Genomic DNA, 12,538 nt, shown 5'->3' on the forward strand with positions numbered 1-12,538 from the left:
ACGTTCCCTGTGGGAGCGGGCATGCCCGCGAAGCAGCCACCGCGGTGGATGGCACCGGCTCTGCCGGTGTTCGCGGGCACGCCCGCTCCCACAGGTACTACGTCGGCTTCAATAGCTGCGCTATGCCTGTGAGGGCCGGTTTGTCGGTGGAGGGGTCGACTCGATGCCATCGAGTATCGCCTGAATCACACCCTCTGCCATCTCAATCGCATGCAGGTTCGACCAGAACATTCCGCGGCCTTCTTCGCGCATATGGTCCAGGGCTTTGTAGCCGGTTTCGTAGGCGCTGCGCAGATACAGGGCTACGTGGACCAGAGCGTCCTCGGCGGAAATGTTCGGGTTGACGGTGAAGAGAGGGTCATGGCCGGCGTCGCAGCGGCCGAAGGGGCGGGTGGAGGTGCAGGGTAGGGGTGGATCTGGAACAATTTTCTTCATCATTAGATCTCGCTTCATGGCACCCCAGTCGTTACCACACGAATGGGTGGCAGCTGTACGCAGGGTGGTAAACCGGGTGAGAGATCTAAAACCCAGCAGGCACGAAGCCTCCTGCGAACAGCCGCCATGGACTGCCAAGATCTCTCTGAACCCCGGGTTACCACACCCGATCGCCAAGTTATTCGGCGACGCTTTAAGCCTAAGGGCAGAGGTTCCCGGTGAGAAGGTGATGGCAGGGGACGCGGCTCGTAGGATATTTCCCAAGCCGCAAACTGGACAGCCATTCGAGACAAAATCAGAAAAATCTGCGGGGACTTGGCTCTACCCTGTGGGAGCGGGCATGCCCGCGAACACGGGCGAAGCCCGTGCCAGGCACCGCGGTGGATTCTTCGCGGGCACGCCCGCTCCCACAGGGACCCGAGCCCACCCGCCACCACTGTGGATAGATTCAGCCCGGGCGAACGACTTCGCCGGTTGCCAGGTTGCGAATCACACTCGGGTTCTTCCGCCCCCCCAGCGCCCCGCCAAGCACCAGGTCCAGCTGGCCGTGGAAGTACTGCTCCACCCGCAACCGGGTCTTCGCCGCAGGGCGACCGCCGGGGTTGCACGAGGTGGAAATCAGCGGCCCCACCAGCGCGCACAGTTCACGCACCACCGGGTGGTCACTGACCCGCAGCGCCACGGTGTCATGCTGCCCCGTCACCCACTCGGGCAGCAGGTCCTGGTGCGGCACCAGCCAGGTATTCGGCCCCGGCCAGGTGCTGCCCATGCGGTCGATCCAGTCTTCGGGGAAGTCCTCGAACAGGAAGTCGAACTGGCGGATGTTGTCAGCGATCAGAATCAGCCCTTTGTCCACAGGCCGCGATTTCAGCGCCAGCAGACGATACACCGCGTCCTCGTTCCATGGGTCGCAGCCCAGGCCCCAGACCGCTTCCGTCGGGTAGGCGATCACCGCGCCCGCCCGGATCTCACGTGCGGCTTGTTGCACACGAAAACTGCTCACCATTGCTGTTTCTCCGCCTATATACCTTGCATGTGAGCAGTGTACTTAGCCCGCGCGGGCAAACCAACGCCCGGCTTCATTGCTGACCCGGCCTTCCAGCTCCAGCTCGGTCAACTGCGCCAGCACGTCGGCCAGCGGCTGCTCGCTACAGTGGGCCAGGCTTTCACTGGTCTGGGGGGCGGCATGCAGCAGGGCAAGCAGGGGATGGTCGAACCTGTCCACAACCGCAGGCGGCAGGTTCTGCCAACCCTGCAAGCTTTCCAGGATCTGCTCCACAGTTTCCACCAGCAGCGCCCCATCACGAATCAGCTGGTGACAGCCCTTGGCCCCCGGGTGATGAATGGAGCCCGGAATGGCGTACACCTCGCGGCCTTGTTCCGCCGCCAGGCGCGCCGTAATCAGCGAGCCGCTGGCGAGGCTCGCCTCGACCACCAGCACACCTAACGACAGGCCACTGATGATGCGGTTGCGCCGCGGGAAGTTGCCGGGCAGCGGACCGGCATCCAGGGGATACTCGGAAACCAGCGCACTGCCGTTGTCGATCATCGCCTGCGCAAGGTCCCGATGCCGCTGTGGATAAAGTTTTTGCAAGCCCGTACCGAGCACGGCAATCGTGCCGCCGCCAGCCTGCAACGCGGCCCGATGAGCGGCACCGTCGACACCAACCGCCAGCCCGCTGGTAATGGTGAAACCAGCCTGTGCGAGGTAGCGGGAAAATGCCCGGGCGGTGTCGAGCGCCGGGGGTGTAGCACGTCTGCTGCCCACGATCGCCAGCTGAGGACGATCGAGCAAGGCAGGTTCGCCAGCGACAAAAAGCAGCGGCGGGGCATCGTCGATTTCTGCCAGCAAGGCTGGGTAGTCTGGGCCGTCCCACATCAGCAAATGCTGGCCAGGGCGCTCCAGCCAAGCCATTGCGGCCAGTGCGCCATCGCGTACCTCGGCACTGCGCCGGGCATCGATGGTAGCTTGGGGGATGCCCAACGCTCGCCAGGCCGAAGCGGGAGCACTGAGCGCGGAGGAGGCACTGCCGAAGGCTTCGAGCAACGTTCGAAAGCGTCGCAGTCCAGCCTCGGGGAGGCGATGCAGGCGTAAGCGTGCCTCCAGTTCGGCAGGCGGGCAGGGCGACGAATGGTGACTGGGCATTGAGATCATCCTTGATCGAAACAGGGCCATTTACGTGGTACAAGCTGTGGATAACTCTGTGAGTAACACTTTGAAAAGCTGTCCATTGACTGGGGGCTATCAAGCCCATAGTCACCCTAGACGAGCTTGCCAGGTGCCGAAATCCCCGTTTCCCTTTATTATGTGTGCTCAGTTTTCAACCGAACGCACAGTGACTGCCTGACCTTATGGCCATCTTGAACATTCTCGAATTCCCGGACCCGCGCCTGCGCACCCTCGCCAAACCGGTGACGGAGTTCGACGACGCCCTGCGTCAGCTGATCGACGACATGTTTGAAACCATGTACGAAGCCCCAGGCATCGGCCTGGCCGCTACCCAGGTGAACGTGCACAAGCAGGTTGTGGTCATGGACCTCAGCGAAGACCGCAGCGAACCGCGCGTCTTCATTAACCCGTCGGTCGAAGAGCTGACCCATGACATGGGCCAGTACCAGGAGGGCTGCCTGTCGGTACCGGGCTTCTACGAAAACGTCGACCGCCCGCTGCGTGTCCGGGTCAAGGCCCAGGACCGCGACGGCAAGCCGTTCGAACTGGAATGCGAAGGCCTGCTGGCGGTGTGCGTACAGCACGAATTCGACCACCTCAACGGCAAGCTGTTCGTCGACTACCTGTCGCAGCTCAAGCGCGACCGGATCAAGAAGAAGCTGGAAAAGCAGCATCGCCAGCAAGCCTGATCCCCACCTTCCTGAAGGCTTGCTCCGGCAAGCCTTTTTCTTTTTTGAAGCGAGAACTCCATGCGCATCGTCTTTGCAGGCACTCCAGAGTTTGCCGCCGAACACCTCAAGGCCCTGCTCGACAGCCCCTACGAGATCGTGGCCGTCTACACCCAGCCCGACCGCCCGGCCGGTCGTGGACAGAAGCTGATGCCAAGTGCGGTCAAGGCACTGGCAGTGGCCCATGACATCCCGGTGTTCCAGCCGCAGACCCTGCGCGACGCCGATGCGCAGGCCGAACTGGCCGCACTGAAACCCGACCTGATGGTAGTGGTCGCCTACGGCCTGATCCTGCCGCAGGTGGTGCTGGATATCCCGCGCCTGGGTTGCATCAACAGCCACGCCTCCCTGCTGCCACGCTGGCGCGGTGCGGCGCCGATCCAGCGTGCCGTGGAAGCCGGCGACGCCGAAAGCGGCGTGACCGTGATGCGCATGGAAGCCGGCCTGGACACCGGCCCGATGCTGCTCAAGGTAGTCACCCCGATCAGCGCCGAGGACACCGGCGGCACCTTGCACGATCGCCTGGCCGAAATGGGCCCGCCCGCAGTCGTTCAGGCCATCGCCGGCCTGGCAGACGGTTCGCTGCAAGGTGAAGTACAGGATGATGCCCTGGCCACCTACGCGCACAAACTGAACAAGGACGAAGCGCGTATCGACTGGACCCGCCCGGCGATCGAACTGGAACGCCTGATCCGCGCCTTCAACCCATGGCCGGTGTGCCACAGCACCCTGGATGGTGAAAGCGTCAAGGTGCTGGCCGCCAACCTGTCCACAGGCCAAGGCGCCCCGGGCGAGATACTTTCCGCCAGCAAGGACGGCCTCGTAGTTGCGTGCGGTGACCAAGCCCTGAGCCTGACCCGCCTGCAACTGCCTGGTGGCAAGGCATTGAGCTTCAGTGACCTGTTCAACAGCCGCCGCGAGAAGTTCGCCGCCGGCAAGGTGCTGGGCCAATGAACCCACGCCTCGCCGCCGCTCGTGCGCTTGCTGCTGTGCTCAGCGGCAAGGCTTCGCTGAACAGCTCGCTGCCCGCGCAACTGGACAAGGTAGATGAACGCGACCGCGGCCTGACCCAGGACCTGGCGTTCGGCACCGCACGCTGGCAGCCACGCCTCGACCTGCTGGCCGCACAGCTGCTGCAAAAACCGTTCAAAGCAGCCGATGCCGATGTTCAGGCGCTGCTGCTGGTCGGCCTGTACCAGCTGTTCTACACACGCATTCCGGCCCATGCCGCCATCGGCGAGACCGTGGGCTGTGCCGACAAACTGAAGAAGCCGTGGGCCAAGGGCCTGCTCAATGCCGTACTGCGCCGTGCACAGCGCGAAGGCGAGGAGCTGCTCGCCGGCATGGAGCGCGACCCGGTGGTGCGTACCGCGCACCCGCGCTGGCTGCAAAAAGCGCTGAAAGCCTTCTGGCCAGAGCAGTGGGAAGCCATCTGCGCCGCCAACAATGCCCACCCGCCGATGATTCTGCGGGTCAATCGCCGTCACCATAGCCGCGATGCCTACTTGGCACTGCTGGCCGAAGCCGGCATTGGCGCCAGCGCATGCCAGTACAGCCGGGATGGCATCGTGCTGGCCGAAGCCTGCGACGTGCGCGGCCTGCCAGGCTTCGCCGAAGGCTGGGTGAGCGTGCAGGACGAAGCTGCGCAGCTATCTGCCGACCTGCTGGAACTGGCCCCCGGCCAACGCGTGCTCGATGCTTGCTGCGCACCGGGCGGCAAAACCTGCCACCTGCTGGAGGCCGAGGCTGGCCTGGCGCACATGGTGGCCATCGACCTCGAAGCCAAGCGCCTGACCCGCGTGCGAGAAAACCTCGACCGCCTGCAACTGGATGCCGAGCTGATCGCCTGCGATGCACGCGACACTGCCAGCTGGTGGGACGGCAAGCCATTCCAGCGCATTCTGCTCGACGCGCCGTGCTCGGCCACCGGCGTAATTCGCCGCCACCCGGACATCAAACTGGCCCGCCAAGCCGACGACATCCCGGCTTTGGCCACGCTGCAAGGCGAGCTGCTCGATGCCCTGTGGCCGACCTTGGAAGTGGGCGGCATGCTGCTATACGCCACCTGCTCCACCTTGCCGACCGAGAACACTGAAGTGATCAAAGCCTTCCTCGCGCGCACCCCGGGCGCCCGTGAGCTGGACCTGGCGACCGAAGCCGGCCTGCGCCAGCCCCACGGCCGTCAATTGCTGGCCCAGGAAGGCGGCCACGACGGTTTCTACTATGCCAAGCTGATCAAGATCGCCGCCTCGCGCGGATAAGAACAAAGGATAGGGAGTAGCGCATGAAGATCATCATCCTCGGCGCAGGGCAGGTAGGCGGTACGCTGGCTGAACACCTGGCCAGCGAAGCCAACGACATTACCGTGGTCGACACCGACGGCGACCGCCTGCGCGACCTCGGCGACCGCCTGGACATCCGCACTGTCCAGGGCCGCGGCTCACTGCCGACGGTGCTGCGCCAGGCCGGTGCCGACGACGCCGACATGCTGGTGGCGGTAACCAACAGTGACGAGACCAACATGGTTGCCTGCCAGGTGGCCTATTCGCTGTTCCATACCCCGACCAAGATTGCACGGGTGCGCGAATCGTCCTACCTGACCCGCGAAGAGCTGTTCGACAACGACCATATCCCGGTCGACGTTCTGATCAGCCCCGAGCAGGTGGTGACCAATTACATCAAGCGCCTGATCGAACACCCAGGCTCGCTGCAGGTGATCGACTTCGCCGAAGGCAAGGCCCAGCTCGTGGCAGTGAAGGCCTACTATGGCGGCCCGCTGGTCGGCCAGCAATTGCGCCAGATCCGTGCGCACATGCCCAACGTCGACACCCGCGTGGCAGCCATCTTCCGCCGCGACCGGCCGATCACCCCGCGTGGCGACACGGTGATCGAAGCCGACGACGAGGTGTTCTTCATTGCCGCGAAGAAAGATATCCGCGCGGTGATGGGCGAACTGCGCCGCATCGACGAGACCAATAAACGCATTGTCATCGCCGGCGGCGGGCAGATTGGCGAGCGCCTGGCGGAAGCCATCGAAAGCCGATATCAGGTGAAGATCATCGAGATGAGCCCGGCGCGTTGTCGCCACCTCTCCGATACCCTCGAAAGCACTGTAGTCCTGCAAGGCAGCGCCTCGGACAAAGACCTGATGCTCGAAGAGAACATCGCCGACGCTGATATTTTCCTGGCCCTGACCAACGATGACGAAGCCAACATCATGTCGTCGCTGCTGGCCAAGCGCCTGGGCGCAGGCAAGGTGATGACCATCATCAACAACCCGGCTTATGTCGACCTGGTGCAGGGCGGCGAAATCGACATTGCCATCAGCCCGCAGCTCGCCACCATCGGCACCCTGCTGGCGCACGTCCGTCGCGGCGACATCGTCAGTGTGCACTCGCTGCGCCGTGGTGCAGCCGAGGCTATCGAGGCAGTGGCACACGGGGACTCGAAGTCGAGCAAGGTGGTCGGCAAGGCAATCGAGGACATCACGCTGCCACCGGGCACCACGATTGGTGCGATCATCCGTGATGAAGAGGTGATGATTGCCCATGACGACACCATGATCGAATCAGGGGACCATGTGATCCTCTTCGTTGTGGATAAAAAGCATATTCGCGATGTGGAGAAGCTGTTCCACGTCGGCTTGAGTTTCTTCTAGGAGAAGAGGGCATGCGCGAGTCGCTGGAGAAGATGCTGGCCAAAGGTGTGGATAACCCGCTGCTGAGGTTTGGCCTGGGCAAGGCCTGGCTGGATGAAGGCAACGGCGCTGAAGCAGCGGTGCACCTGGCGCGCTGTGTAGAGCAGGATCCGAAATACTCGGCAGCGTGGAAGCTGCTGGGCAAGGCCTATCAGTTGCAGGGCGACCTGGCGGCGGCGCGCAAAGCGTGGGAGGACGGGATCGTGGCGGCGCAGGCCCATGGTGACAAGCAGGCCGAAAAAGAGATGACCGTATTCCTGAAGAAGCTCAACAAAGCAGCGGGTTGACGCGGCCCTTGTAGGAGCGGGTTTACCCGCGAATGCGTCGGTGAATCCAACATCGCATTCGCGGGTAAACCCGCTCCTACCAGAGGGCGGTGAATGGCTTAATACCAGCGCGGCTCGCCAGCCGGGCGCTTCTTGAAGCGCTTCATGCTCCACATGTACTGGCTCGGGTACTCGCGCACATAGCGCTCGACCACCTTGCTCATCGCCGCCGCCGATACGTTTACATCGGTGCTGTACATCTCTTCCGGAGCAGCTTCGAGGAACACCTTGAAGCCCGAGCCATCCGGCAACCGCAGCGCATGCAGGAACACGCCTACCGCCTTGCCACCGGCCAGCATGTTAGGCACGAACTTGCTGGTCAGCGCCTGGGTGCCGAGGAACGGCACGAACACCCCCGCCGATTCCGCCGGCTCCGGGTCGGCAGGAATACCCACCTGGCCACCACGACGCACTTCCTTGATCACGCTGAGGATGCCTTCCTTGGTCGACGGCGCCACGCGATTGCCCATCTGCACGCGCTGCTCGCGCAGCAGATCATCCACCGCCTTCAGCTTCGGCGGGCGGTAGAAGATGATCGGTTTGCACTGGTTACAGTAGAAGTGGTTCAACACTTCCCAGTTGCCCAGGTGGCTGGTGATGCCGACCACGCCTTTACCCGAGGCCAGGGCCTGCTCCAGCACTTCCAGGCCATGCACTTCCTTGACCAGCTCCAGCGAGCGCTGTGGCGGCCAGATCCAGGCACAGGCACTTTCGACAAAGGATTTACCGATATCCCGCAGCGCCTGGCCCACCAGTTGCTCACGGGCAACCGGGTCCATCTCCGGGAAACATTTGGCCAGGTTGATCCGTACCACGTTGCGCGAACTGTTGGGGATTTTCCACATCAGCCAGCCAATACCGGCACCGACACGCTGCACAGCGCCCCAGGGCAGCTTGGCAAACAGGCGCAGCACCCCGACCATCAGGGCGCCCTTGAACTTTTCCACAGGCGAATTCCTTATTTCAGCAAGGCGCGCATTGTAACCCCTCAGCGCAACAAGGCGGCGTAGCGATCGCAGTCGGTGGTGTGGTCCATGACCATGCCGGTGGCCTGCATGAAGGCGTAGCAAATGGTCGGACCGACGAACGTGAAGCCAGCTTTCTGCAGGGCCTTGCTCATTGCCTTGGCTTCATCGGTAACCGCCGGCACCTCGCCGCGCGCCTTGAAGTGGTTGATCTTCGGCGAGCCGCCGACGAACGACCACAGCCATTCGGTAGGGTTATCCACAGCCAGCCAGGCCTGGGCGTTGCGCCGCGCAGCCTTGAGCTTGAGGCGATTGCGGATGATGCCTGCATCCTGCATCAATTCTTCGATACGTTCGTCGCTCATGGCCGCCAGCTTTACGGGGTCGAAGCCGTACATCACCTGGCGATAACGCTCGCGTTTGCGCAAAACGGTAATCCACGAAAGCCCCGCCTGGAACCCTTCGAGCAAAAGCATCTCGAAGAGCAACGCCGGGTCGCGCTGTGGCATTCCCCATTCCTGGTCGTGGTAGGCCTGGTACAACGGATCGTCGGTACACCAAAAGCAGCGTGGCATAAGGCTCCAATGAGTAGAGGGCGAGGCGAATCAGGTTATACTCCCGCTCTTTACATCCGCATCCCCAGATACAGGTGAATTTCGTGAGCCAGCCTACGCCAGCCGTGCGTACCTTCCAAGACCTGATCCTCGCCCTGCAGAACTACTGGGCAGCTCAAGGTTGTGTGGTACTTCAGCCCTACGATATGGAAGTAGGCGCCGGCACTTTCCACACCGCTACATTCCTGCGCGCCGTGGGTCCAGAAACCTGGAACGCCGCCTATGTGCAGCCTAGCCGTCGTCCTGCCGACGGGCGGTATGGCGAAAACCCCAACCGCCTGCAGCACTACTACCAGTTCCAGGTGGTGCTCAAACCGAACCCGGCCAACTTCCAGGAGCTGTATCTCGGCTCGCTGAAAGCCATCGGCCTGGATCCGCTGGTGCACGACATTCGTTTCGTCGAAGACAACTGGGAATCGCCGACCCTCGGCGCCTGGGGTCTGGGCTGGGAAATCTGGCTCAACGGCATGGAAGTCACCCAGTTCACCTACTTCCAGCAGGTAGGCGGCATCGAGTGCTACCCGGTCACCGGTGAAATCACCTACGGCCTGGAGCGCCTGGCCATGTACATCCAGGGCGTCGATTCGGTGTACGACCTGGTATGGGCCGACGGCCCGTTCGGCAAGGTCACCTACGGCGACGTGTTCCACCAGAACGAGGTGGAGCAGTCGACCTACAACTTTGAACATGCCAACGTCGACAAGCTGTTCGAACTGTTCGATTTCTACGAAAGCGAAGCCAACCGGCTGATCAAGCTGGAGCTGCCGCTGCCGACCTATGAAATGGTCCTGAAGGCTTCGCACACCTTCAACCTGCTGGACGCCCGCCGCGCCATCTCGGTAACCGAGCGCCAGCGTTACATCCTGCGTGTACGTACCCTGGCCCGGGACGTGGCGCAAAGCTATCTGCAAGCCCGCGCACGCCTGGGCTTCCCGATGGCCACCCCTGAACTGCGTGACGAAGTGTTGGCTAAGCTGGAGGCTGCACAATGAGTGCTCAAGATTTTCTGGTAGAACTGGGCACCGAAGAGCTGCCACCCAAGGCCCTCGCCAACCTCGGCGACGCCTTCCTGGCCGGTATCGAAAAAGGCCTGCAGGCTGCTGGCCTGAACTACACCGCCAAGCAGGTGTACGCCGCGCCGCGTCGTCTGGCCGTACTGATTCGCCAGCTGGACGTGCAGCAGCCTGACCGCAGCATCAACATCGACGGCCCGCCCCTGCAGGCAGCCTTCAACGCCGAAGGCGAGCCGACCCAGGCTGCGCTGGGCTTCGCCAAGAAGTGCGGTGTTGAACTGGCCGAAATCGACCAGAGCGGCCCCAAGCTGCGCTTCTCCCAGCACATCCCGGGCAAGGCCACCACTGACCTGCTGCCGACCATCGTCGAAGACTCGCTGAACGACCTGCCGATCCCCAAGCGCATGCGTTGGGCGACCAGCCGTGAAGAGTTCGTACGCCCGACCCAATGGCTGGTAATGCTGCTGGGCGACCAAGTGGTCGATTGCACCATTCTGTCGCAGAAGGCCGGCCGTGAATCCCGTGGTCACCGCTTCCACCATCCGGAAGCCGTGGTCATCACCACACCGGCCAACTATGTCGAAGACCTGCGTAAAGCGTACGTGCTGGCCGACTTCGCCGAGCGCCGCGAGCTGATCAGCAAGCGCACCGCCGAGCTTGCCATGCAGCAGGAAGGCACTGCCATCGTGCCAACGGCGCTGCTGGACGAAGTGACTGCTCTGGTCGAATGGCCAGTGCCGCTGGTGTGCTCGTTTGAAGAGCGTTTCCTTGAGGTGCCGCAGGAAGCCCTGATTACCACCATGCAGGACAACCAGAAGTACTTCTGCCTGCTGGACAACGAAGGCAAGCTGCTGCCGCGCTTCATTACCGTGGCCAACATCGAAAGCCGCGACCCGAAGCAGATCGTGCAAGGCAACGAAAAGGTCGTGCGCCCGCGCCTGACCGACGCCGAGTTCTTCTTCAAGCAGGACAAGAAGCAGCCACTGGAAACCTTCAACGAGCGCCTCAAGAACGTGGTGTTCCAGGCTCAGCTCGGCACCGTGTACGACAAGGCCGAACGTGTTTCCAGGCTGGCCGCCTTCGTTGCCCCGCTGATCGGCGGCGATGCCCAGCGCGCTGGCCGTGCCGGCCTGCTGTCGAAGTGCGACCTGGCCACCGAGATGGTCGGCGAATTCCCTGAAATGCAGGGTGTTGCCGGTTACTACTACGCGCTCAACGACGGTGAGCCGGAAGACGTAGCCCTGGCCCTGAACGAGCAGTACATGCCGCGCGGTGCTGGTGCAGAGCTGCCGCAGACCCTGACCGGTGCTGCCGTGGCCATCGCCGACAAGCTCGACACCCTGGTGGGCATCTTCGGCATCGGCATGCTGCCTACCGGCAGCAAGGACCCGTACGCCCTGCGCCGTGCTGCTCTGGGCGTGCTGCGTATCCTGATCGAGAAGCAACTGGACCTGGACCTGACCGGCGCGGTCGAGTTTGCGGTCAAGCAGTTCGGCGCCAAGGTCAAGGCCGCCGGCCTGGCCGAGCAAGTACTGGAGTTCATTTTCGACCGTCTGCGCGCGCGTTACGAAGACGAAGGCATCGATGTGGCCACGTACCTGTCGGTACGCGCACTGCAGCCAGGCTCCGCGCTGGACTTCGACCAGCGCGTACAAGCCGTACAGGCGTTCCGCAAACTGCCGGAAGCCGAGGCCCTGGCCGCGGTAAACAAGCGCGTGTCGAACCTGCTGAGCAAGGCCGAAGGTGCCATCGCCGAGCAGGTCGAGCCGAAGTACTTCGACAATGCCAACGAGTTTTCCCTGTACTCGGCCATCCAGCAGGCCGACCAGGCCGTGCAACCGATGGCTGCAGCACGTCAGTACAGCGAATCGCTGGCCCGCCTGGCGGCCCTGCGTGACCCGGTCGATGCCTTCTTCGAGGCGGTCATGGTCAACGCCGAAGACGCCAAGGTACGTGCCAACCGTTATGCCCTGCTCAGCCGCCTGCGCGGCCTGTTCCTGGGCGTGGCTGACATTTCGCTGCTGGGGTAAGCCTTGAAACTGCTGATTCTCGACCGTGACGGGGTGATCAACTACGACTCCGATGCGTACATCAAGACGCTGGAAGAATGGGTGCCGATCCCCGGTTCGGTCGATGCGATCGCGCAGTTGAGCAAGGCGGGCTGGACGGTGGCGGTGGCCACCAACCAGTCCGGCATTGCCCGTGGCTACTACCCGCTGGCAACCCTCGAGGCCATGCACGCGCGCCTGCGCGCGCTGGTGGCCGAGCAGGGCGGCGAGGTGGGCCATATCGTGTATTGCCCGCATGGGCCGGACGAAGGGTGCGATTGCCGCAAGCCCAAGCCCGGCATGCTGCGGGCAATCGCCGAGCATTACCAGATTGGCCTTGAAGGCGTCTGGTTCGTCGGCGACAGCAAAGGTGACCTGGAGGCCGCCCTGGCCGTCGGTGCACAACCTGTGTTGGTGAAGACCGGCAAGGGCGAACGGACCCTGGAAAAAGGCGTCCCGGAAACTACACTGATTTTCGACGATCTGGCAGCTATCGCCAGAGAACTAATTTAAACAGTGCGCCTTCTGGCGCATTTTTCTCA

The 12,538-nt window shown here is 62.9% G+C and carries 13 protein-coding genes; 8 read left to right on the forward strand and 5 right to left on the reverse strand.

Annotation, left to right across the window (positions count from 1 at the left end; genetic code table 11):
• Nucleotides 1-120 precede the first annotated feature (120 nt).
• The 3 genes from INQ47_RS05070 to dprA form a co-directional block, all read right to left on the reverse strand.
• A complete protein-coding gene (locus tag INQ47_RS05070; RefSeq protein ID WP_404701274.1) occupies nt 121-438 on the reverse strand; it encodes a hypothetical protein in 318 nt (105 codons plus the stop codon).
• A gap of 445 nt (nt 439-883) precedes the next feature.
• Entirely contained in the window at nt 884-1,441 is a 558-nt protein-coding gene (locus tag INQ47_RS05075; RefSeq protein ID WP_011953122.1) for an L-threonylcarbamoyladenylate synthase, read from the reverse strand.
• Between the two features lie 42 nt (nt 1,442-1,483).
• Nucleotides 1,484-2,581, reverse strand: coding sequence for a DNA-processing protein DprA (dprA, locus tag INQ47_RS05080; RefSeq protein ID WP_019436826.1), 1,098 nt, complete (start codon nt 2,579-2,581; stop codon nt 1,484-1,486).
• A 206-nt stretch (nt 2,582-2,787) separates the two neighbouring features.
• Here dprA and def point away from each other — a divergent pair, with 206 nt between their 5' ends.
• From def to INQ47_RS05105, 5 genes are read left to right on the forward strand one after another with little or no spacing between them, the layout of a single operon-like run.
• The gene (def, locus tag INQ47_RS05085) at nt 2,788-3,294 is read left to right on the forward strand and encodes a peptide deformylase (protein WP_003253111.1); all 507 of its coding nucleotides are present in this window, start codon (nt 2,788-2,790) and stop codon (nt 3,292-3,294) included.
• 60 nt (nt 3,295-3,354) lie between these two features.
• The gene (gene fmt / locus INQ47_RS05090) at nt 3,355-4,287 is read left to right on the forward strand and encodes a methionyl-tRNA formyltransferase (RefSeq protein WP_021784556.1); all 933 of its coding nucleotides are present in this window, start codon (nt 3,355-3,357) and stop codon (nt 4,285-4,287) included.
• Nucleotides 4,284-5,594 (forward strand): 16S rRNA (cytosine(967)-C(5))-methyltransferase RsmB, encoded by a 1,311-nt coding sequence (rsmB, locus tag INQ47_RS05095; protein WP_021784555.1) that lies wholly within the window; start codon nt 4,284-4,286, stop codon nt 5,592-5,594. Before fmt ends, rsmB begins: the two co-directional genes overlap by 4 nt.
• Nucleotides 5,595-5,617: 23 nt before the next feature.
• Nucleotides 5,618-6,991, forward strand: a complete 1,374-nt coding sequence (gene trkA / locus INQ47_RS05100) for a Trk system potassium transporter TrkA (protein WP_021784554.1) — start codon at nt 5,618-5,620, stop codon at nt 6,989-6,991.
• Between the two features lie 11 nt (nt 6,992-7,002).
• On the forward strand, nt 7,003-7,317 hold the full coding sequence (locus INQ47_RS05105) for a tetratricopeptide repeat protein (protein ID WP_014589214.1): 315 nt from the start codon (nt 7,003-7,005) through the stop codon (nt 7,315-7,317).
• A 98-nt stretch (nt 7,318-7,415) separates the two neighbouring features.
• Here INQ47_RS05105 and INQ47_RS05110 read toward each other — a convergent pair whose 3' ends face one another.
• Together INQ47_RS05110 and INQ47_RS05115 are read right to left on the reverse strand one after the other, a co-directional pair.
• Nucleotides 7,416-8,303, reverse strand: a complete 888-nt coding sequence (locus INQ47_RS05110; protein ID WP_003253121.1) for a lysophospholipid acyltransferase — start codon at nt 8,301-8,303, stop codon at nt 7,416-7,418.
• Nucleotides 8,304-8,344: 41 nt separating this feature from the next.
• Entirely contained in the window at nt 8,345-8,896 is a 552-nt protein-coding gene (locus INQ47_RS05115; protein WP_404701275.1) for a DNA-3-methyladenine glycosylase I, read from the reverse strand.
• 83 nt (nt 8,897-8,979) lie between these two features.
• Between INQ47_RS05115 and glyQ the strand changes: the two genes are divergently transcribed.
• The 3 genes from glyQ to gmhB are packed head-to-tail and all read left to right on the forward strand — an operon-like array spanning nt 8,980 to nt 12,509.
• Nucleotides 8,980-9,927: a glycine--tRNA ligase subunit alpha gene (gene glyQ / locus INQ47_RS05120; RefSeq protein WP_003253126.1), complete on the forward strand. Its 948-nt coding sequence runs from the start codon at nt 8,980-8,982 to the stop codon at nt 9,925-9,927.
• Complete coding sequence (glyS, locus tag INQ47_RS05125) at nt 9,924-11,978, forward strand: glycine--tRNA ligase subunit beta (RefSeq protein ID WP_404701276.1); 2,055 nt, start codon at nt 9,924-9,926, stop codon at nt 11,976-11,978. Before glyQ ends, glyS begins: the two co-directional genes overlap by 4 nt.
• A 3-nt stretch (nt 11,979-11,981) precedes the next feature.
• Nucleotides 11,982-12,509 carry a D-glycero-beta-D-manno-heptose 1,7-bisphosphate 7-phosphatase gene (gene gmhB, locus INQ47_RS05130; RefSeq protein ID WP_003253129.1) on the forward strand — a complete coding sequence of 176 codons (528 nt, stop codon included), beginning with the start codon at nt 11,982-11,984 and terminating at the stop codon, nt 12,507-12,509.
• The last annotated feature ends 29 nt before the right edge of the window (nt 12,510-12,538 follow it).

This window comes from Pseudomonas sp. 3HC3 (genome assembly GCF_044904505.1).
GTDB lineage: Bacteria > Pseudomonadota > Gammaproteobacteria > Pseudomonadales > Pseudomonadaceae > Aquipseudomonas > Aquipseudomonas putida_Y.